Genomic DNA, 19,859 nt, shown 5'->3' with positions numbered 1-19,859 from the left:
GCGCTCAGCCCTCCCAGCCCGCGGTCTGGGGATCGCGCCAATGCCGGTACCGCTCGGCCTCGTTGAACAGGGCCACGATGTCGTTCCTCCGCAGTTGGGACAGCTGGGTGCAGCCGTCGGCGATCAGGTTCCCCAGCCGCATGGCGGGGTCGGCCAGCGGATCGCTCCACACCCAGCGGGTGGTCACCAGGGTGTGGATCACGGACTCGGTGTCCATCACCCGCCCGGGCCGGCGCGGGACGAGCCCGGAGAGGAGCTCCAGCGGCCCGCCGTCGGAGGGGAGCCGGTTCGGAGCGGAGGTGATCGCGTCGAACTCGGAGATCCACTGCGCGGCCGGTACGGCGGTGAACCGCCGGGTCAGGTGGGCGGTGACCTCCTCGGTACGGCCGCGGGCGAGCTGGTGGTACATCTCCTGCACCGGCTTGCCCTCGCCGCGGTAGTACTCGGCGAGGAGCTCGTGCACGGCGTCCCACGCCTCGGGGCGTGCGGCCAGCTGCCACAGGAGCAGCCGGCGCAGCCACGGATGCAGTACGGGGACCACGGCGACGGGTCCGGTCAGCAGCCAGCGCGCCCGGATGTCGCCGAACAGGGAGTCGTCGGGGCTGAGCAGCCGCGTGGCCACGGAGAAGTCGCGGGCGGCGGAGCATTCGGCCAGGGCCGCGCGCTGGGTCCCGTCGAAATCGCGCAGGAGATGACCGAGGGCGGTGTCGGCGAGGGGGGCGGAGTTCTCCCCGGTGCGCAGGGGCCGGTCGGGCAGGGTGCGCAGCCAGCGGTCCTGCTGGGGGCCCGAGTCCGGGAGCGGCCCGGCCTGGCGCAATACGTCGAGCACCTGGTGGACGGCGCGCGGCAGCCCTCCGGTGAGCCGGTGCACGAAGGGGGTGAGGCGGGTCAGCGGGGCCAGGTCGCTGTTCCCGCCGAGCTGGAGCTCTATCCGGATCCGCACCTCGTCCAGATTGAGGTCGCGCAGGCGCAGCGGGTACCACCAGCTGTCCTCGCTGTCGCGGGGCGGCCGGTGGGCGTGCCAGTCGGCCAGCGAAGCCCGGTCGGGGCCGCGCAGCTGCCAGGGCCAGGAGTCCCCGGTGGCCGAACCCCAGCGGGGCAGCCAGCGGTTCGAGCTGGCGACGACGGTCAGCGGGTCACTGGCGTGCCCGGCCACGACGGTCTGGTCGTGCCGGGAGCGCAGTAACAGGTCCAGGAAGTGGCGGCCGTACTCCGTGTGGGAGTTGTCCAGGAGCAGCAGGTAGGAGCGGGGCATGAAATTGCGGGCGGTGTTGCGCCGGAGGTCCTCCAGGAAGGCCGAGAAGAGGACGAGGTCGAGGCGCTCCTGTTCGTTCTCGTCGCCCTCGTGGCGCCACAGGTTGAGCTCGACGAGGGCTTCCATGGGGTCGGCGCTGCGGGTCATGGGGTGGCGTCCGTACCAGTGGGCCCCGGCCGTGAGCCGGTTGCCCAGCCGGCCGCCGAGCAGGCCGGGCACGGTGCGGCGGCCGCGCCGCAGGGCGTCCTGGAAGAGGGCGAGCGCGGCGCTCGAGGCGCCCTCGGGCATGCCGACCGCGCCCATGCCCACTTCGAAGAAGGCGGCCAGGTAGTCGCCGTGCCGGGCCTCGTTCTCCTCCTGGAACCGGTCGAGCTGGCGCTGCACCGCGCGCCGGCCCTCCGCGAGGCTGCGCATGCGCAGCTCCTGGTCGGAGGCGAGCAGGCCGAGGCTGAGCAGCGGGAAGTGGGAGCGGCCGTAGCGGGGCAGCTTGCGTTCGAGCTGGCGCGCCAGCAGACCGAGGGCGTAGCGCGGCAGCAGGGACTGGGCCCCGCCGAAGTTGACGAACGCGAAGGGGTAGTCGGGCCCGAAGCGCTCCATGAGCGCGCTGTGCGCCTCGCTGGCCCCGCTGCCGGCCGGGCCGAGGAGCATGGTCAGGGGCCGCTCGGCCGCCGGGTCCTCCTTCAGGCACGCGTCGACCAGCGACAGGATGCCGCTGCGGCCCCGCAGGCCCATGCCCGTACCCGGCTCCATGACGTGTCATCCCCCCCCAGGACTGCGCTCCGAGGAGTAGAGCCTGCCATCCGGAGGCGGAGTCAGACAGGGGTTTCCGCTCCTTGATTCCGTTCAGGTCGGCCGGACCGGGCATGAGGGCGGCGGCGGGCCGGTGACGGTAGCCGGTCATCCGGCCGGTGGGACGGCCGTCTGCCGCAGACGTCCGTGGCATAGTCGCGGCACGGGGCGGCGCACCGGCCGTCCGAGAAGACGGGGGCGGGCAGTGGACACAGGGGCGTTCGAGGAGATCGGCACCGAGGGGGAACTGCGCGAGCTGCTCGGCGAACCCACCGCCGTGGCCGTCGAAAAGGAACGGCGGACCCTCCACGACCACCACCGGCAGTGGCTCGCCCACTCACCGCTCTGCCTGATCTCCACCTCCGCCGCCAACGGCACCTGCGACGTATCGCCCAAGGGTGACCCGCCCGGTTTCGCCAAGGTCCTCGACGACACCACCCTCGTGATCCCGGACCGCCCCGGAAACCGCCGGGCCGACGGCTACCGCAACGTCCTCACCAACCCCCACGTCGGTCTGCTCTTCCTCATCCCGGGCCGCGGCGATTCCCTGCGCATCAACGGCCGGGCCCGGCTGCTCCGCGACGCGCCCTTCTTCGACGACCTGACCGTCAAGGGCCACCGACCCGCGCTCGCCCTCCTCGTGGAGGTCGAACAGGTCTACTTCCACTGCTCCCGGGCCTTCGTACGCTCCGCCCTGTGGAAGCCGGAGACCTGGAACCCCGAGGCGGCCCCCTCCAGGGCCAGGATCTCGAAGAGCCTGGAGCGCACGCAGGAGTCCCTGGAATCGCTGGAGCGCTACTACGGGCCCTCGTACGAGGAGAAGAACATGTACATCTGAGGGAGCGGCCCCGCCGGGCCGCGGACGCGGCACATGGCATGGCCGCCGCTCAGAACACGCAGCTCGGGGCCATCGGCGCGCCGGTCCGCCGGGCGTCCATCCAGGCGATGGCATCGTCCAGCGGGCCGTCGCTGATGGTGTGGCCCTGGTCGGCGTAGTACTTGAACTCCACGCTCACGCCCTTGTCGCACAGCTCCCGGGCGAGCGTCTGGTTGAGATTGCTGAGCACGTCGTTGCCGCCCTGAGGCAACAGCACCGGGACCTTGACGGCGACCTCGCCGGTGGCGCTGGCCTTGAGGGCGGCGTTGAGGGGTGCCAGATCGGCGCCGGGCCGGAGGATGTCGGCGGCGGGCGGGAGATCCGAGTCGCCGGCCATGCAGGGTTGTGTCCACATGCGGTGCGCGGCGGCCAGGCCCGCGGGGGTGAGGAGTTCGGCGGGCTTGACCGCCGGGTCGGCGGCCGAGGCCCCGTTGAGGAGCGTCAGCAGGATCCCGGTGTAGGGGGTGGCGGTCTCGTTCTGCGCGGCGAACAGGGCGGGCATCCACTCGAATCCGACCGCCGGCGCGTTGGCGACCACACCCTTGAGGTCGATGTCGGGGGCGTACCCGGCGGCGTGGTGCGCGCTCCACAGTGCTGCGTGCCCGCCTTGGGATCCCCCGTAGAGGAGGGTGGTCGTCCCCGACCCCGGATCGATCCCGCGAGCGGCGCGGAGCATGTCGAGGGTGGCGTAGGCGGCGGACTTGCCGTTGAGGTACGGATGTCTGATCCCGGTCACCCCCAGCCCGATGTAGTCGGGCTGGACGACGACGAATCCGCGCGCCAGGAGCTTCCCGACCGGACTGGCGTCCTGCAGCCCGGCGAAGGCCGGGATGCGGGACGGGGCGCACGCCGAACCGATGCCCATGGTCCCGTGGTTCACCGCGGCGACGGGTCGTCCGCCGGAGGGTGCGGGCCCGTCGGGAACGGTCACCAGCCCGCTCGCGGCCACCGGTTGGCCGTCCGTTCCGGTACTCAGGTACATCACCAGAAAGGTGCGCGACGGCAGCGTCAGCTCCATCTCCGGTGGCGCGTAAGGGCGTTGGCGGATCACCGTGCCCGGTTTGCCCGGGGGCAGCGGGTCCGGCGGGTCGTAGAAGGCATCGCCCTCGGGCACGGGTGCCGACGCGGTCGGTCGCCCAGGGCCCTGGTGCTCGCCGTTGGAGGTGCAGCCCGACAGCGTCAGGGCCGCGGCGATCGCACCGACGGCGGCCCAGCGGATCGCCCGGACCAACCTCTTGGCGCGGCTGTCTAGTTCGCCCTGCGGCCCCGACTGCCCACCCGCCGGGAGGGCGGCCGTCGGCAAGCCTCCGGGGAGGTCGCTCTGCCCGTGCGTCAAGGACGGTCTCCTTTGCGTACGCGGCCGCCGCTCGGCGCCGCCGGATGGAGGCTCTCGTACGGGGTTGCGGCGCTGCTCCTCAGGGGGGAGGCTGGCGATCCTGCCGCGCTCGGCCAGGGCCCTGATCAACAAGCCCTCGCGCGAGCCGAAGTAGCGCAGGACGCCGGCCTGGGACATGCCCACGGGGTCGGCGATCTCCTTGGTCAGCGCGCCCTTCTCGCCGATCATCGCGAAGACCTCCAGCGCCACCGCCAGGATCTCGTCGCGGCGCACGGCCCTTTTCGCGTAACGGCCGCGCGGTGTATGGGAGTTCGCGCGCCGTTCGGCGCGCTCCGGGTCCATCCGCGAAACGCTAGGCCAGTTCACTTTTGACGTCTACGCTTCCCGCAGCTCGACCAGTTCCAGCGCTCGCCCGCACGGATCGGCGAACGGCCGCCCCCGGGTCAGGCGACGACATACGGAGTCCGCGTGCGCAGCCTGCGCACGAGCCTGATCGGCTTGGCCGCCGGCCCCGCCGTCGTGTTCGGCACGACCTCCGCTGCCGCGGACAGTGGCGCCTACGTCTCCCACGGATCCGGCACCTGCTCAACCCACCGGCGTGCACTACACACTGGAGTCGCTGGTCCCGCACGCCGTGCAATCAGGGCCGCTCCGGGGCCTGCTGCTGCCCGCCGTGCAGATGGCGGAGCTCAAGACCACCGACCCCCATCCCGAGTACCCCCGGAACGGGATCGGGCTGGGCGCCACGCAGGCCCATCTCCCCGCCTGAGGGCAGGGCCGGCCCGGCCCTGCCCTGTCCGCCGCGGCCCTGCCACGCCGGCCGCATCTGCCGCGGGCGGGCCGGATCAGTCCTCGTCGCCTCCGGCCTGGGACTCCATCGCGGCGACGCGCCGGTTGACGACCACGGTGGCCGCGACCGCGCTGAGGGCGAACGCCACCACGATGACGGCGGGACGGTCGAGCCGGTGCCGGCTGACGTGGTCGAGGGAGATGCGCCCCGGCCCGGTGACGCCGAGACAGGCCGCGACCGTACCCAGCAGGGCCGGGTACTCGAAGCCGCCTCCCTGGGCGAAGAAGCCGGCGGGAGCGTGGACCGCTACGGCCCCCGCCATGGCGCCGGCCGCGGCGGCGCCCGCCGCAGGCGTGGCGAGACCCAGCGCGAGCAGGGCGCCGCCACCCGCCTCCCCGAGCCCGGCGGCGAGGGCGCTCTGCCTGCCCGGCGTGAAGCCCATGTGCTCCATCGCCCGGGCCGTGCCCTCGATGCCGCCACCGCCGAACCAGCCGAAGAGCTTCTGCGTGCCGTGTGCCATCAGGACGCCGCCTGCCGCGAGGCGCAGGGAAAGCAGTCCGAGGTCCTTGCGGAGGGTGAAGTGCATGGGGTGGCCTTTCGACAGGAGGGATCGGCGGAATGTGTTCCACGCCGTCCGCACCGCCACACCGCATCCGGGCTTCCGGCTCCATCGAGGGGCGACCCCTCGGGTACGCGGTACGCGGACTACTCCTGCTCCTCGATCCCGATGACCTCCTTCAGCTCCTGGTGAGCCCTGCCTCCCGACCCTTCCTGCTGCTCCAGCAGGGCGCGGGCGATGGCGTCCAGCTTGCGCTGGATCGCGTGCTCGGCGCGGCGTTCGGAGTTCTTGAGCAGGGCGAGCAGCAGCAGGGACACCGCGGCCATGGCGTCGCCGGCGAGGTGCTGCCATTCCATCGGCAGGTGCAGGAGGTGCACGATGATGAAGGCCGCCACGAGGAGGACGCACAGGAAGGAGAAGAGGGGTGAACTCGTGAAATTGGATGCGAGTTCCGCCAGCTTCTCGAAGCGGCCGAGCCGCCCCGTTTTACCCTTTTCGGCCGGATGTTCCAACGTCATGCCCGGCGTCTGCCCGGCCACGGCCGGCGCAACCGTCAACCGTCTGTCCGGCGACGATCGACCGATGGCGTTCGTGCCCGTTCTAGACCTGGGCGGGGTGGTCCCTCGCCGCGGAACCCGGAGTCAGAATCCGCCGCGCAGCCGCATGCCGAGGGGGCGGCCGTCGGGGTCGACCAGGGCGTGGTGCAGCGGGGTCGCGAGCAGGCGCCGGACGGTCGGCAGCCGCGGAGCGACGTAGCGGCGCAGGCGGCCCGCAGGACGCGGGCCACGGCGCCCGGCCGCGTGCCAGGCGTCCAGCGCCGCGGCGGCCTCGCGGAACCGGTCGAACGCGATGGACGGATCGCACAGCGCTCGCGCCGACGCCGGATCCCCCTCAGCCGCGTCGAGATGCTCGCGCATCAGCTCCAGCCGCAGCTCCCGGGCGAAGCGGCGGGCCCCGTCTCCGAGCCCGCCCGGGTCGTGCGGGTGCCTCGGATCGGCGGCCCGGTCGAGGACGGCGCAGGTCAGCTCGGAGTCGTGCGTCCACGAACGCAGGTTGACGTTGTCGGATCCCACGGCGGCCCACACGTCGTCGATCACGCACACCTTCGCGTGCACGTAGACGGGGGTCCCGGCATGGTTCTCCAGGCCGTACACCGCGATCCGGTCTCCTCCGGCGCGACGCAGTTCCTCCAGGGCGGTGATCCGCCCGATCAGGTTCATGGGCCCGGTGAGCAGGCCGTCCTGCTCCGGAACGGTGGGGATGACGGCGACGAGCCGCAGCCGCGGGCTGGCGCGCAGGGCCCGGGCGAAGCAGTCCACGACGCGCGGGGACCACAGGTACTGGTCCTCCACGTAGATCAGCGTCCGGGCCCGCGGCAGCGCCTTGAGGTAGCCCCGGGCGATGCTCCGCTCGCCGTCGCGGGCGAAGGGATAGCCGCGCAGCAGACGGTTCGGATACGTACGCAGCACTTGGACGGCGTGCGTGCCGCACGGCGGGGGATCGGGTGCCTGCTGCGGAAGCTCGCCCGCGCTGGTGTCCTCGCGCGCCAGCAGTTCCCGCAGACGCATCAGCGGACTGCGGCTGAGCGGCGCGGGATCCTCCCAGCGCTCGCGGAACACGGCTTCGACGTCGCCGACCACCGGCCCGCTCAGGGCGAGCTGGACGTCGTGCCACGGGGGGTGCGGACCGTACTGCGGAGCCAGGGGCAGCGATTGGCGGTCGCCGCGGTGGTCGGCGTCGTCGTTGCGGTTGTGGCAGAGGTCGATCCCGCCGACGTACGCGACGTCGAGCTCCGGGCGGCCGGTATGCCGCAGCACCACCATCTTCTGGTGGTGCGAACCACCGGGCCGCACGCGCAGGTCGAGCAGGCACTCGCCGCCCGCCGCTTCGAGGTCCTCGCTGAAGGAGCGGTTCTCCTCCTCGCTGAACCGGAAGCCGTCCAGGTGGGAGCGCCACAGCAGGCCCTTGACGACGACACCGCGCTCGGCTGCCGCGCCCAGTACGGACGCGACCTCCGTACCGGGTCCGCGGAGCCGCTCGTCGGGATCGCCGCGCCAGTCCGTGAACAGGAGCAGATCGCCGGAGCGCATCGCCCGGACCCGCGCGAGGAGCTCGGCGAAGTACGTGGCCCCGTGGACGAGCGGCCGGGCCTCGTTGCCCTCGGACCAAGCCGCCCCGCCCGCCCGGCGGTGTTCCAGCCGGGTGGCGTCATTTCCGCGTTCTCCAGGTGCCAGGAGCCAGTCCGAGGTGGGCAAGGCAACGCCTCCACTCACACGCGTACCCGCTTCCCACCCTTCCACTCGGGACGTGGGGCAGCCCCCCCGGAATGGCTGTCACCCGGCCCGAGCCGTACCGCGCGGGCCGATTCGCCCGCCTGCCCGGGTCCCGGGTGCCGGTGGGGCCCGCACGGTCCAGCCTGGAGGGACTTCTCCTACGCGACGACCCGACCCGGAGGAACTCCACCGTGGACCGACCCCTGTCCCGAGTGCACGCATGGCTCGGGCGCGTGAAGAAGGGCGCGGCGGGGCTCGGCGAGCGCCGGGCCCGGCTCCACGCCCAGCGCGAGGCGGAGGCCGCGGGAGCCTGGGAGGAAACGGCTGCGCCGGAGCCGCCGCTCGGGCCCGGCGGGGTGACGCGGGAGCCCGCGTCCGCGGTGCCCTGGGGGGGTACGGGTGGCCGCGGAGGCCGGCTGGCGGTTCCTGGTGCTCGCCGCCACCGTCTGGGTGCTGATGCGGGTCATCGGGGCGGTACGGCTTGTCGCCCTCGCCTTCGTCGTCGCGCTCCTGGTCACCGCGCTGCTCCAGCCGACGGTCGCACGGCTGCACCGGAGCGGCCTGTCACGGGGTGCGGCGACGGCCCTGACGGCGACCTGCGGATTCGTGATGCTCGGACTCGTCGGATGGTTCGTGGTCTGGCAGGTGCTCGACAACCTCGACAACCTCTCGGACCGGGTTCAGGAGGGCATCGGAGAACTCAAACAGTGGCTGATCGACAGCCCGCTGCACGTCACGGAAGAACAGATCAACGCGATCGCCGACAGGCTGAGCGACAGCATCGGCACCAGTACGAGCGAGATCACCTCCACCGGCCTCCAGGGCGTGACCGTCCTGGTCGAGGTGATCACCGGACTGCTGCTGGCCATGTTCGCCACCATTACCGACCCGTCCCGTGGCTGTTCGTGACGTTCGTTTGGACCGTGTCCTGCATCGTGGCGGAGTCGTTGACGGTCGTGTACGTGACGTGCGCGATGGGTCCAAGAAGTCTCTGTGAGCAGGAGGTTGGTGGTCGGTGACCTGCGGGTGCAGGCGGTGGATTGTGGGGATGGGACCCGCGTGTTCACGATCGTCTGGCCCGATGGCGGGGTGCATGGGCAGGCGGATCGGTTCTTGCGGCTGCGTGAGCCGGGGACCGATCGGACGTACGCGTACCTGTTGGTCGATCACTTGAGGTGGCTGGAGCGGGAGTGTCTGCCGGTGGGGTCGGTGACGCTGGTGGACCTGCAGCGGTACATGGGGGCGGTGGGGGCGAAGACGTCAGGCCCGTACGGGCTGCCGTGGCGGGAGGCGAAGCGCCCGTACGCGCAGTCGACGTTGTCGCTGGCGGCTTCCTGTTTGAAGGCCTTCTACCTGCACCAGGCCGCGCTCGGTGTGAATGAGGAGCTCGGCAGGCAGCTGGATCGCACGCGCCTGCCAAGCCGCGCGGACCGCAATAGGGCTCTGCTGGGGCATGTGAAGACGTCGATGCCGAGCAACCCGCTGTCCCCGAGCCGGGTGCGCCGGCGTCATCCGAAGATGGTGCCGGAGGGAGCCAGGGACATGCTGCTGGTCTCGGTGTCGTCTGCTCGTGACCGGATGGTAGTGACCTGGCTGGCCGACGGCGGCTTCCGCATCGGCGAGCTCTGCGGCTTACACCTGGCGGATCTGCATCTGCGGGAAAGCGCGGGCTGTGGCCAGTGCCGCTCGCCGCACGTGCATGTCTGTCATCGACCGGCGAACCGGAACCGGGCGGCCGCGAAGACCAAGCACGAGTGGTACGTGCAGGACGGCGTTGTTCATGGTGGGCTGATCAAACGGGCCAGCCCCGCGATGATCCACACCTATTTCGAGTACATGACCAGCGAGTACCCCCCTCACTGCGGTCACGGGATGCTGGTGGTCCAGCTGCACGGTGATCGTAGTGGTGAGCCGTGGTCGACGGACGCTGCCCGCGGGATGCTGCGGCGTGCCGGGGAACGGGCCGGGCTCGGGCGGATCAAGCCGCACGAGTTCCGTCATTCGTTTGCCACCTCGGTCCTGGACGCCTCGGGCGGCAATCTGGTCATCACCCGGGATGCGGGCGGCTGGGCCTCTGCAACCACCGTGGATGAGACCTACGGCCACGCCGACGTTCATGATCCCGCGTTTGCGCGGGCGTTGAACAAGGTGTGGGGGGAGGCGCCATGAGCGTGCCCGCTGGTGTCTGCGGTGTGGGTGGCCTGGTTCGTCGCGAGGGCCAGGACCGGCTGGAACTGCTCACCGCATTGATCGACTCCCCGGCATTCGACCCGCTGTTCCGCAGCGATGTCATCAACGTGCCGCCCGACCACCCGGCCTACCCCTGGCACTGCGTCGTTCCCGACTGTCGGCGTCCACGCTGGCAGTATCAAGACTTGTGCTCCGGGCACCAACAGCAGTGGGCGGATGCCAGGGCGCACGGGGCGCGCAAGGCCGCGTTCGTCCAGGCGGCCGTCCCGTTGAGAGCGAGCAGACTGTCCCGGGATGAGCATTGTCGTATCTGCCCTGAGCGGCCCCGGGTCGACCACGGTTTGGGGCTGTGTTTTCGTCACCGCAACCGCTGGAAAGTGATCAAAGACCGTCACGGGCACACCTCGGACCTTGAGGCATGGGTAGCGCAGCAGCAGCCGTATCCCGGCTACGGGAACTGTCGGGTGGTTGGGTGCCTGGAGCTGGCGTCTTCTGCGCTGCTGTTGTGTACGGTCCATGGATACCGCTACCAGGCGGCCGGCCGGCCCGGCGGCGCCCGGCTGCCGAAGTCGTACTACCTCCACGAGTCCACAGATGCCCCCACGCCGGTCCGCTACGACGACGAGTCGGTGTTCCTGCGGTGGTGCGGGGAGGCATGGCCGGTGATGCGGGGCGGTCAGATCACCCTGCTCAGTCTTCGTCCGCTGGTGCGGGCCGAGATCAAGTGGGGCCTGCACACACATGCCCAGGGCGGCCACCGGCGGCGCTGGGAGATCACCTGGATCAAGAACCTCGTCGAGATGTGTCATCGTCTGGACTGCCACTCGCTGCTGGATCTGGACCTGGGTGAGTCTTCCAACAACAACGACCGGGCTGTTGTCCGGGAGATCCGCGCCGAGCTGGAGTTGCTCTACAAGACGCCCGCGGACACCCGTGAGGCCGGTTACATCCAGACCCAACACTTCGGCGTCCGCTTCCCCCACCGTTCTGGGCACTTCTCTCTGGCCGATGTGCCCCAGCGGTGGCTGCGCGACCTGCTGTGGGACTACATCGCCGGGGTACTGCGTTCCCCGCAGTGTCCGCGCAGCACGACATTCATGGACAAGACCCGCCGCGGATGCGTGGAACTCGGAGCGTTCCTGCGGGACCACGCGCCCGCCGGCGGACATGACCCCTCGCAGCTGAGCGCCGGGCACATCGAGGACTACGTCGTCGACATCCGCAACCGGGAACGGATGAAGCTGCCCACCCGCACCCTGATGGCCACCAACCGCAGGAACAACGCGATCGTCACCGGGCAAATGCGTACGCTCCTGTTCGCCGGCGCCCGCACCGTCCTGCGGACTGCGCTGGAGACCGGCACCGGTGAGCGGATCGGCCTGTCCCGGGAGTGCATTGTCGCCATGCCTTCCGGTGGGAGGAACGTCGGCCGTACCCGAGGGCCGTTCCCCGATGCCGCCGCCCGCGCGTTGGCCGACGAGAACAACCTGCACCAGCTCGCCGAACGCCATGATCCTGGCGATCAGGGCCTGCGGGACATGTGGGAGGCGATCATCTGCACAGGACGGCGGGCGAGGGAAATCCTCAACCTCACACTGGAGTGCCTCGGCCGCTACAACGGGCTCCCCATGCTCTGGCACGATCAGACCAAGGTCGGCAACTACGACCAGGCCATCCGGACTCCTGACCCCCTCTACGAGCGCCTTCGTGCACGGCAGGACAAGACTCTGGCACTGTTCGCCGACCAGCACGGAGGGCGTGTGCCCACGACCCGTGAACGTGCCGAGTTGGTCTTGTTCCCCTCCATGCTCCACCGTGGTGGCAACGCGACGAAACCGCTGTCCTACAGCTGGTTCCACACCCGCTTCCGGGCCTGGGTCGAGGAGTTGGAACTCAGTCCAGTTGTCCCCCACCAGGCCCGACACACCCTGGCCACCCAACTCCTGCGGCACGGAGCCACCCTCAGTCACATCCGTCGCTACCTCGGGCACGTCTCCGAACGCATGGCGGAGCACTACGTCCACGTGGCCGTGAGCGAGATCGAAGACGTGCTCCAGCACGTCTGGGTCGCCGGCCCCGGAGCCCCCAACCCCGGGGAGCTGCTCTCCCACACCGTCCGCCCCCTCGATGCGGCCCGGGCACAGGCACTGGCCATCGATCTCTCCCGCCGCAGCACACCCGCCGAGGGCGGCTTCTGCACGTTCCAACCCGTCGTCAATGGCGGCGCCTGCCCCTTCAGCCTTGACTGCACGGGGTGCGACAAGTTCGTGGTATCCGGCGCCGACCTACTCTATTGGCGCCGCAAACGCGAGCAGTGGTACGCCATCGCCGAACGCGCCCCGGACGATGCCACCGCCGACTACCTGCACCAGGTCTTCGCGCCCACCGCGCGAGCCATCGACGGACTGGAGAACGCGCTCGCCGGCCTCGGCCTCCTCGACGACGCCCTCGCGCTGGATCTGCGCCGCCCGCAGGACTACTTCCACCGCATGTGGAGCACTGCCTTCCGGACAGCGGACTTGGTCCGCGCCGACGAGGAGGACATCCCGGCATGAATTCCGCGATCCCCGCGTCACGGACTGCGGCGGCAAACCGCGTCCGCCGCGCGCGGACTCAGAGCAAGATCGAGCAGGTCCGCACCGCTATCAGCGTCCTTAAGCGGCAGCGGACCACGATCACCGTCGCCGCCCTGGTCCGCCAGGCAGGCGTCTCCCGCACCTTCCTCTACGAAAACCCCGAAGCCCGAACCCTCGTCACCGCGAACATCAATCGAGACAGCCACGGTGGCAACCGCGGCGTCCCCGCGCCCAGGGACAGCGACGGATCGCGTGACCGAGCACTCAACGCCGAAGCCGCCCTGAAAGACGCGCACGGCGAGATCCGCACCCAGCGGAACAGAATTGCCCAGCTCATGGGCCACATCCGCGACCTGGAAACCCACCAGCCACAGGACTCAGCCCAGCGCATCTCCGCCGAGAACACGGCTCTCAAGGAGCGCCTGAGCCAGCTGGCCCAGGACAACCGGACACTCGAAGACCGCCTCCAAGCCGCCCGCTCCAACACCCGCTGGCTTCGAGCTGTGAGATTCGCCGATCTAGGACGGACTGCCGAGTCAGATCTGGCCGGCGGCCTTCCGGCCGAGCTGGCCGCTGACCTTCGGTCGGCGAGCCCGCGCACTGCACTGGCGTCAAGCCCCTTGGGGCGACGCGGCCTCGTAGTGGTCCAGATACTCATGCATCTCGGCGTCGAGGGACACATCGCCCACGCCATTCACAGCGCGCCAGAGACGGTTCTCAAGCCAGAAGCGGTAGGCGAAGTACTCGAAGGAGGGAGCACACCAAAGGATCTCGGCCTTCTGAGCGGCAAGATCGTTCAGATCGCTCTCCGGCTCGGAGCCCTCCGAGTCCCGCGCTTCGTACTCGTACTCGTAGTCAAGGTAGGAGTTGACCACGAAGACCTCGCCAGACGGGCGCAAGTAGAGGTACCAAAGAACGCAGTCCTGCTGGTCACGGAAGAAACGGACGAGGAACGCACCCGGCTCAACGGGGCTCGGCAGTGGCTCGGAGAGGCTGCTCCAGCAACCAGTCACCGACACCGAGTCCAAGGACTCTCGCAGGTTCGACGAGACGTGGAAGGTGACGAAGTCCTTCGGCAACGTTAGTCCTTCGGCAGCCAGCCTCTCCTCCAGCTGCCGCACCTTCGCCGCCCGCTCGGCGACGACTTCGCCTGGATCGCCCAGCCACTGGAACACGCCTGTGAGCTGCTTCTTGTCCAGAGGCGGCAGGGTGTCGTAGGGATACCTCTCATACGTATGGCGGCAGGGGCGATGGTCGCCGAGATCTGTCGCACACCAGGCGGCATCAAAGTCGACACCCATCGCCAGCAGCTCCGTTCGTAAAAGGACATGCGATCGACAGCATGTCACCCGGGTCCGACACCACTGCGTGGCAGAGCCGACGCGGCCCGCTTGGTCTTCGCGTGCACACGGTCGCGAAGCTCGGCCTGGTAAAAGATGGCTTTGTCGCCGCCGAGCCCGAAGGACTCACAAATGTCCGCCACTGTTTCGGCGTCTTCCGCAGTACCCGTGAGCCCGATCTGGACAAGCCTCCAGAACCCCTCCTGCACGTGGTGCCTGCACGCCTCGACCAGACCCTCACTTCCCGCGGTCGGTCCGTAGTCGCCGGAACCCGCAGCCACGAAGGACAACGTCTGCAGCAGCACGTCTCGGGCCAGTGTCGAGAGATCGCTGGCCAGCGCGGCCATGATCACGCCGACCGCTGGCGGAGTGCACTCGAAGATGATCGTGCTTTCCTCGACATGACCATCAAGGGTGTATCCGATCATGTCCTGGGGTGTCTCAGCAGTGACGATCGCCTCGATCAGAAGCGGCACATGCTCCGCAGAGTCACCGCAGCCGCACTCCAACGACGCCCAATCGACGCGTCGCAGTTCTGCGCGTACCAGTTCACCGCCCTCCACCGCGGACCCCCTCAAGGCATGCCCGGCTCCCGGGCTCCGGCGCTAGCGATCAAGCATGAGCCAACCATCGGTCCCCCCGCCATCGTGTGCGTCACGAAATATCTGCCACAGCCATTTTCACGGATCCTCATCACGGGCACGTCGCGAACATGTACTCAACTCATTGCCACAGCTCAGAGCTCATCTAGTCACCTTGACGATCGGTAAACCCCACCTCTTCCTGCTGTACGACGGCAAGCGCATCTGGCAGTGGACCCTGCGGCTCGTCCCCGCGGCGGCCCGCCCGGGTGTCGCCGGCGCGGGCCCGCCCGCCTGGCGGACCCTCACCGCCTACGTGCGCGGCACCATGATCGACGCGGTCTTCATCGGCGTGGGCATCTACTTCCTGGGCGTGCCGCTCGCCGTCCCGATCGGCGTGGTGATCTTCCTGTCCTCCTTCGTGCCCCTCGTGGGAGCCGTCGTCTCCGGCGCCCTGGCGGTCGTGGTCGCCCTCGTCACGGATGGGGTCTTCACCGCCCTGATGGCGCTGATGGTCGTCCTCGTGGTGCAGCAGATCGAAGGACACGTGCTCCAGCCGTTCATCCTGGGCAGGGCCGTACGGGTCCACCCGCTGGCCGTGGTCCTGGCCGTCGCCACGGGCGGCACCATCGCGGGAATCGGCGGGGCCGTCGTCGCGGTCCCGCTCGTCGCCGTGGGCAACACGGTGGTCACCCACCTCCGGGCCCACCCCGCCCGCGCCGTCACGAGCGCGGGGCCCCCGGCGCCCGCGTCCGGCGCCCCGCCGGAGGACCGGCCGGCGGGGGCGGGGTCGGGGCCTGAAGACGGCCCCGACCGCTGAACAGGTGTGGGCGCGCCGCGCGCGCGGACGGACAGACAGACGGACGGACGGACCACCCGGCACCAGGTGAGGTCAGGTGCGCAGGCGGCTGTTGCCTTCCTCGTGCCCGTCGGCGGCCGGCTCGTCGAACCAGTAGTCGCCGGCCGCGAGGTAGCGGAAACTGTGGGTGGCTTTGGCGGGGAGGGCCACGGTCACGGCGCGCGTTCCGTCGGTCCGGGGTGCGAGGACGTGCGTGCCGGGAAGCCAGTCGTTGAACGTACCGACGACGCTCACAGGCCCTGGCGGGACGTCCCCGGGGAGTACGAAGGTGACATCGGTCGTGTGCTTCCGGCGCTTGCGCTCCAGCACGGACTGCTCCTTTTCGTAGGGCGGGCGGGCGGTGCCTGCCGATCGGGGTCAGCATGACGACCACCGCCCGTTCCGGCCCACGACTCGCCGTACGGGCGTCCGGATCACCCGTCCGGAGCGGACCCGGTCGCCATGGCGTCCGGTTCCGGCAGGTTTGCCGGACGGACATTCGGACAGACGCGAGGATCCGGTGTGTCGCGCCGCCGCCCGGATCCGGCGGGCCGCGACGTTCCGGGCCGAAGGCCATGCCGCCGAGTCCGGCAACCAGAGCCGCGGAACCGATACACGGTGGAGCACCCGCCGATGGACAGCGGCCGGGGTTCCGATGGGTTGAGCGGCCATGCTCCGGTGTGTGCCCTCGGCCGCCGGGCGGCCCGGGCCCGGACCGTTCCGGGCGCGGCGGGGCACCTGCCCCCACTGGAACCCGACCCGGGAGTGTCATGTCTGTCCACGCGTTCCTCCCACGGTCCGCCGAGCTACCCGGGCGGGGTCGGCTCGCGGCTGCCCGGGCCGGTGACGCCGCCTTCGCCGCCGCCCGTCGCGCGGTGTCGACAGAGGCGCTGCCCTGGCCGCACGAGGGTCAGGCGAGCATGGAGGTGGAGGGGGTCGGCAGCCTCGGCACGGTCGGCGAGCAGGTCCCGGTCCCGATCGCGAGCCTGACCAAGGTGATGACCGCCTACGTGGTCCTGCGCGAGCACCCGCTCGGCCCCGGGGACCCCGGGCCCGTGGTGCGTGTCGACCGGGCCGCCGCCCGCGAGGCAGGCTCCACGATCGAATCCGTGGTGCCCGTCGAGGAAGGACAGGAGTTCCCCCTGCGGCAGCTGCTCGCCTACATGCTGATCCCCTCGGGCAACAATATCGCCAGGCTCCTCGCCCGCCGGATCGCCGGCTGCGAAGCGGCCTTCGTGCGCCGGATGAACGAGGCCGCCGCGGACCTCGGCATGGCCCGTACGGCCTTCACCGGCTCCTGCGGCATGGACACCGGGAACACCAGCACGGCCGCCGACCTGCTCGTCCTCGCCCGTACGGTCATGCGGGACGAGGTGTTCCGGACCATCGTCGCCACCCCCTCGGTCCGCCTCCCGGGCGGCCGGGGCGAGGCGTGCACCACCAACCGGCTGCTCGGCCGGCACGGCGTCATCGGACTGAAGACGGGCACCAGCACCCCGGCCGGGGGCAACGTCCTGTGGGCCGCCTACAAGGACGTCGGCGGCACGCGCAGGCTGGTCCTCGGCGCCGTCCTCGCGCAGCGACGCGACTGTTCCCCGGTGCGCGCCCGCGCGGCGGTCTGGGCCCACAGCCGCCGACTCGTCGAAGCCGTCCAACGCGCCCCGCTCGACGCACTCGCACGGCCCCGGCCGTCCGCGCCGGCGGTGGTCGCACTGTCTGGTCGCGGTCCAGCGGGGTAGGTGAGCAGCAGGGGGCGGAGGCGACGGAGGAGACAGCCATGGGCAAGCACGGACAGGATGCCGCCAGAGAAGACGCCGCCGGGCGTGACGCCGCAGGCAGTGATCCCGCACGCGAGGGACAGGCACGTCCCCACCACCCCCAGGGCGGTCGGCCCGAGCTGCTGCCCGACGAGGGCGCCATGGTCGACGAACACGGGCGCCCGCCCGGAGTTCCGTCCCGGACGGGTACCGGATCCAGCTCGCCACCGTCCGACCCGGAGCGCGTCGAGCGGGCCGCCGCCGGATAGACCGGCCCGGGCGCGCCCCGGCCCGCACCACCTGCTCGACTTCGTGCCCGCGGCCTGGACATCGCCCGGCCGCCGAACGCGGTGAAACCGCGCGGAGCGGGTACGCGCACCGATGTGGACACCATTCATTCCCGGGCGATCGTCACCGTTGAATCCGGCGGTCCGGCCCGGGGAATCGAAACCGGAGGCCGCGGGAACGGGGATGACTCTCCATCTGAGACAGCACAGCGATCTTGACGGCACGGCCGCGGCCGCAACCGCCCGCGACCTCACCCGGCACTTCTTCGCCGACGCCTCGCGCGGCGGCCGCTCCGTGGCCCCCGAGGTCATGGACACGACGTTGCTGCTCGTCAGCGAACTCGTCACCAATGCGATCCGCCACACGGCGGACGGCTGCGTCCTGGACCTCGCACTGGAACCCGACGAGATCGCGATCGACGTCACCGACTACAGCGATGCGGAGCCGCGGCTGAGGGCCCCCGATCTGGAGGGGGGCGGCGGATGGGGCTGGGCCCTGGTCCACCGGCTCGGCAGCCATGTACACATCCGGCACCGGCCGGGCGGCAAGACCATCCACACGGGTGTGCGGCTGATTCCGCAGGAATGATCACCACGGGGGCCGGGTCGGCCGGTGTGCGCGCGCCGCCTCTCCGGGTAGGCGCCGGACGCGATCGAGGGGGTGTACGTACGTCCCCGGGCCGAGGGAGAGAGAACCGTGAAACGGACGTATCAGGGCCGGTGGCAGACGGCCCGCTCCGAGGAGACGGCGCGGAGGGATTGGGGTGGGCTGGAGCGGGCAGGCGCCCGGGTGAACACACCCGTCCGAGCCGAGTCGGAGTCATCATGACGAACTCGACCACCAGACCGCACACACCCAGGCCCGTCCCGATGCCGCTTCCGGATCCGGAGCCGATGCCCGAACCCCCGCCGGCGCCCCCGACCCGGTAGCCGGGCGGCCTTCCAGACCGCCGACGCCGCCCGGGCTCCAGCCCCTCCCGCCGAGCCCGAGCCGGCGCCGGCCCCACTCCGTGCCGAGGTTTCGCGACCGGCTCGTTCGCACGCCCGCGCGCCGCGGAACATGATGCCGGGCCCGGGGGCGGACGATGCCGGGGGAGACCTTTGAGGGAGCGCCCGATGGCGAACGGGACGGACCAGACTGGGCGGGACGAGTCCCCGGAGGAACGCGCGGACCGGCAGTGGCAAGAACTCGTCCAAGAGATCAGGGTCGCCCAGACGGGCGTCCAGATCCTGTTCGGCTTCCTGCTGACGGTGGCCTTCGCCCCCGTGTTCTCGGGGCTCCCGCAGACCGAGAAGACGATCTACGTCGTGACGGTGGTCCTGGGATCCCTGGCGACCGGCGCCCTGATCGGCCCCGTGGCCTTCCACCGTCTCGTCTCGGGGCGCAGGATCAAGCCCGAGGCCGTCGCGTGGGCCGCGCGCCTGACCTTCACCGGACTCCTGCTGCTCCTGGCCACGAGCACCTCCGCCCTGCTCCTCGTCCTCAGGGTCGCGACCGGCAACGCCCTCGCGACATGGCTCGTCGTCGGAGTGTTCGCCTGGTACGTGCTGTGCTGGTTCGTGCTGCCCCTGTGGGCACGGGTCCGGTACACCGCCGGCAACGACCCCGAGGACTCCTAGGTCGTCTCTTTCGGATCTTGCCGGGCCCGCGCCGCCCGGCACCGCACCTCGCCGCACTGCCGCGGCACCCGGGTACGTCCAGTACGCGGGAGCCCCGGCAGCGCGCCGAGGCACGGCACCGGACGACGCGGACCTGACCGGCAAGATCCGAAAGAGACGACCTAGGCCCCCGAGCGGGGCCGCTAGGCCGTGGCGGCCAGCTGTTCCTCCGCCGCGGTGATGGCTTCGAGGGCGGTGGGCCTGCCCATCAGCACGCACAGGGTGTACGCGGTGTCGTCCATGGCCCGCAGGGCCGCGGGGTCCTGGGGTGAGGCGGCGAGCCGGGCCTGGCAGCCGCGCAGCCGGGTCAGCACCTCCTCGGTCCGGGCGGGGTTCGGCGCGACCCCGGCAGTGCGGGGGCCGGCCGCCGTTCCACGGGTCCGGGCGGCTTCCACGGCACGGCGCAGAGCGCGTTCGAGGCGGGCGGGCAGGGCGGTCCCGCACGAGGTGGCCGTGATCGCGGCAGCCAGGTCCGCGACGGGTACGTCGGCCAGGTCCGCGGCCGTCGCGAGGACGCGCAGCGCGTCGCGGGCCGAGCAGGGGGTGGTGGCCATGAGCATCCCGACGGCCCAGTTGCCCGTCGGCGCCGGCAGCGGGTGCCCGTGCGTCCGGGCGGCGGGGGCCTGTCGGGTCGGTGGAGTGGGTTCTCCGGGTGTCGGCACGGGGTTCCTCCGGTCCGGTTCGGTGGGGACGGTGCGGTGGCCCGCGTAGGGACGCTATGCCCGCCGTCCGGGCACGGGCCGCACGGCGCG

17 protein-coding genes and 3 pseudogenes are annotated in these 19,859 nt (G+C 71.0%); 11 read left to right on the top strand and 9 right to left on the bottom strand.

Translation table 11 applies throughout. The features are described from left to right. Positions 1-4 precede the first annotated feature (4 nt). Positions 5-2,005, bottom strand: coding sequence for a hypothetical protein (locus ACODT5_RS06205; RefSeq protein WP_422518175.1), 2,001 nt, complete (start codon positions 2,003-2,005; stop codon positions 5-7). Between the two features lie 244 nt (positions 2,006-2,249). Here ACODT5_RS06205 and ACODT5_RS06200 point away from each other — a divergent pair, with 244 nt between their 5' ends. After that, positions 2,250-2,882, top strand: coding sequence for a pyridoxamine 5'-phosphate oxidase family protein (locus ACODT5_RS06200; protein ID WP_422518174.1), 633 nt, complete (start codon positions 2,250-2,252; stop codon positions 2,880-2,882). A 49-nt stretch (positions 2,883-2,931) separates the two neighbouring features. Here the strand turns inward: ACODT5_RS06200 and ACODT5_RS06195 are convergent, their stop codons facing one another. Beyond that, complete coding sequence (locus tag ACODT5_RS06195; protein WP_422518173.1) at positions 2,932-4,599, bottom strand: lipase family protein; 1,668 nt, start codon at positions 4,597-4,599, stop codon at positions 2,932-2,934. 256 nt (positions 4,600-4,855) lie between these two features. On the opposite strand from ACODT5_RS06195, the gene ACODT5_RS06190 reads away from it, so the two are divergent. Next, positions 4,856-5,026 carry a hypothetical protein gene (locus ACODT5_RS06190; RefSeq protein WP_422518172.1) on the top strand — a complete coding sequence of 57 codons (171 nt, stop codon included), beginning with the start codon at positions 4,856-4,858 and terminating at the stop codon, positions 5,024-5,026. A 76-nt stretch (positions 5,027-5,102) separates the two neighbouring features. Here ACODT5_RS06190 and ACODT5_RS06185 read toward each other — a convergent pair whose 3' ends face one another. The 3 genes from ACODT5_RS06185 to ACODT5_RS06175 form a co-directional block, all read right to left on the bottom strand. After that, positions 5,103-5,633 carry a DoxX family protein gene (locus tag ACODT5_RS06185; RefSeq protein ID WP_422518171.1) on the bottom strand — a complete coding sequence of 177 codons (531 nt, stop codon included), beginning with the start codon at positions 5,631-5,633 and terminating at the stop codon, positions 5,103-5,105. 119 nt (positions 5,634-5,752) lie between these two features. Beyond that, positions 5,753-6,124, bottom strand: a complete 372-nt coding sequence (locus ACODT5_RS06180) for a low affinity iron permease family protein (RefSeq protein WP_422518170.1) — start codon at positions 6,122-6,124, stop codon at positions 5,753-5,755. Positions 6,125-6,247: 123 nt separating this feature from the next. Continuing rightward, positions 6,248-7,861 carry a phospholipase D family protein gene (locus ACODT5_RS06175; RefSeq protein WP_422518169.1) on the bottom strand — a complete coding sequence of 538 codons (1,614 nt, stop codon included), beginning with the start codon at positions 7,859-7,861 and terminating at the stop codon, positions 6,248-6,250. A 221-nt stretch (positions 7,862-8,082) separates the two neighbouring features. Between ACODT5_RS06175 and ACODT5_RS06170 the strand changes: the two are divergent. From ACODT5_RS06170 to ACODT5_RS06155, 4 genes and pseudogenes are all read left to right on the top strand, one after another. After that, positions 8,083-8,761 (top strand): annotated as a pseudogene (locus ACODT5_RS06170) (AI-2E family transporter); the annotation flags it as partial. 177 nt (positions 8,762-8,938) lie between these two features. Continuing rightward, on the top strand, positions 8,939-10,048 hold the full coding sequence (locus ACODT5_RS06165) for a tyrosine-type recombinase/integrase (RefSeq protein ID WP_422518168.1): 1,110 nt from the start codon (positions 8,939-8,941) through the stop codon (positions 10,046-10,048). A gap of 485 nt (positions 10,049-10,533) precedes the next feature. After that, positions 10,534-12,624: a tyrosine-type recombinase/integrase gene (locus ACODT5_RS06160; RefSeq protein ID WP_422518167.1), complete on the top strand. Its 2,091-nt coding sequence runs from the start codon at positions 10,534-10,536 to the stop codon at positions 12,622-12,624. Beyond that, a pseudogene (locus ACODT5_RS06155) lies at positions 12,621-12,791 on the top strand (DUF6262 family protein); the annotation flags it as partial. The gene ACODT5_RS06160 and the pseudogene ACODT5_RS06155, both read left to right, overlap by 4 nt. A gap of 465 nt (positions 12,792-13,256) precedes the next feature. On the opposite strand, the gene ACODT5_RS06150 reads toward ACODT5_RS06155, so the two are convergent. Continuing rightward, a complete protein-coding gene (locus ACODT5_RS06150; RefSeq protein WP_422518166.1) occupies positions 13,257-13,946 on the bottom strand; it encodes a hypothetical protein in 690 nt (229 codons plus the stop codon). A gap of 44 nt (positions 13,947-13,990) precedes the next feature. Then, complete coding sequence (locus ACODT5_RS06145) at positions 13,991-14,548, bottom strand: hypothetical protein (RefSeq protein ID WP_422518165.1); 558 nt, start codon at positions 14,546-14,548, stop codon at positions 13,991-13,993. 214 nt (positions 14,549-14,762) lie between these two features. Between ACODT5_RS06145 and ACODT5_RS06140 the strand changes: the two are divergent. Further along, a pseudogene (locus ACODT5_RS06140) lies at positions 14,763-15,386 on the top strand (AI-2E family transporter); the annotation flags it as partial. Positions 15,387-15,458: 72 nt separating this feature from the next. Here ACODT5_RS06140 and ACODT5_RS06135 read toward each other — a convergent pair. Beyond that, the gene (locus tag ACODT5_RS06135) at positions 15,459-15,734 is read right to left on the bottom strand and encodes an isoamylase early set domain-containing protein (protein ID WP_422518164.1); all 276 of its coding nucleotides are present in this window, start codon (positions 15,732-15,734) and stop codon (positions 15,459-15,461) included. Positions 15,735-16,174: 440 nt separating this feature from the next. Between ACODT5_RS06135 and ACODT5_RS06130 the strand changes: the two genes are divergently transcribed. The 4 genes from ACODT5_RS06130 to ACODT5_RS06115 all read left to right on the top strand — a co-directional run bounded on the left by ACODT5_RS06130 (position 16,175) and on the right by ACODT5_RS06115 (position 19,068). Beyond that, a complete protein-coding gene (locus tag ACODT5_RS06130; protein WP_422518163.1) occupies positions 16,175-17,143 on the top strand; it encodes a D-alanyl-D-alanine carboxypeptidase family protein in 969 nt (322 codons plus the stop codon). A gap of 38 nt (positions 17,144-17,181) precedes the next feature. Next, a complete protein-coding gene (locus tag ACODT5_RS06125) occupies positions 17,182-17,430 on the top strand; it encodes a hypothetical protein (RefSeq protein ID WP_422518162.1) in 249 nt (82 codons plus the stop codon). A gap of 202 nt (positions 17,431-17,632) precedes the next feature. Next, the gene (locus tag ACODT5_RS06120; protein WP_422518161.1) at positions 17,633-18,037 is read left to right on the top strand and encodes an ATP-binding protein; all 405 of its coding nucleotides are present in this window, start codon (positions 17,633-17,635) and stop codon (positions 18,035-18,037) included. A 527-nt stretch (positions 18,038-18,564) separates the two neighbouring features. After that, on the top strand, positions 18,565-19,068 hold the full coding sequence (locus tag ACODT5_RS06115) for a DUF6328 family protein (protein ID WP_422518160.1): 504 nt from the start codon (positions 18,565-18,567) through the stop codon (positions 19,066-19,068). Between the two features lie 182 nt (positions 19,069-19,250). Here the strand turns inward: ACODT5_RS06115 and ACODT5_RS06110 are convergent, their stop codons facing one another. After that, positions 19,251-19,769 (bottom strand): DUF5133 domain-containing protein, encoded by a 519-nt coding sequence (locus tag ACODT5_RS06110; RefSeq protein WP_422518159.1) that lies wholly within the window; start codon positions 19,767-19,769, stop codon positions 19,251-19,253. Positions 19,770-19,859 lie beyond the last annotated feature (90 nt).

This window comes from Streptomyces tatrensis, from assembly GCF_049310065.1.
In the GTDB taxonomy this organism is placed as follows: Bacteria; Actinomycetota; Actinomycetes; order Streptomycetales; family Streptomycetaceae; genus Streptomyces.
Note: the sequence above shows the minus strand (reverse complement) of the source record. Positions and strands in the feature narration are given on the sequence as shown.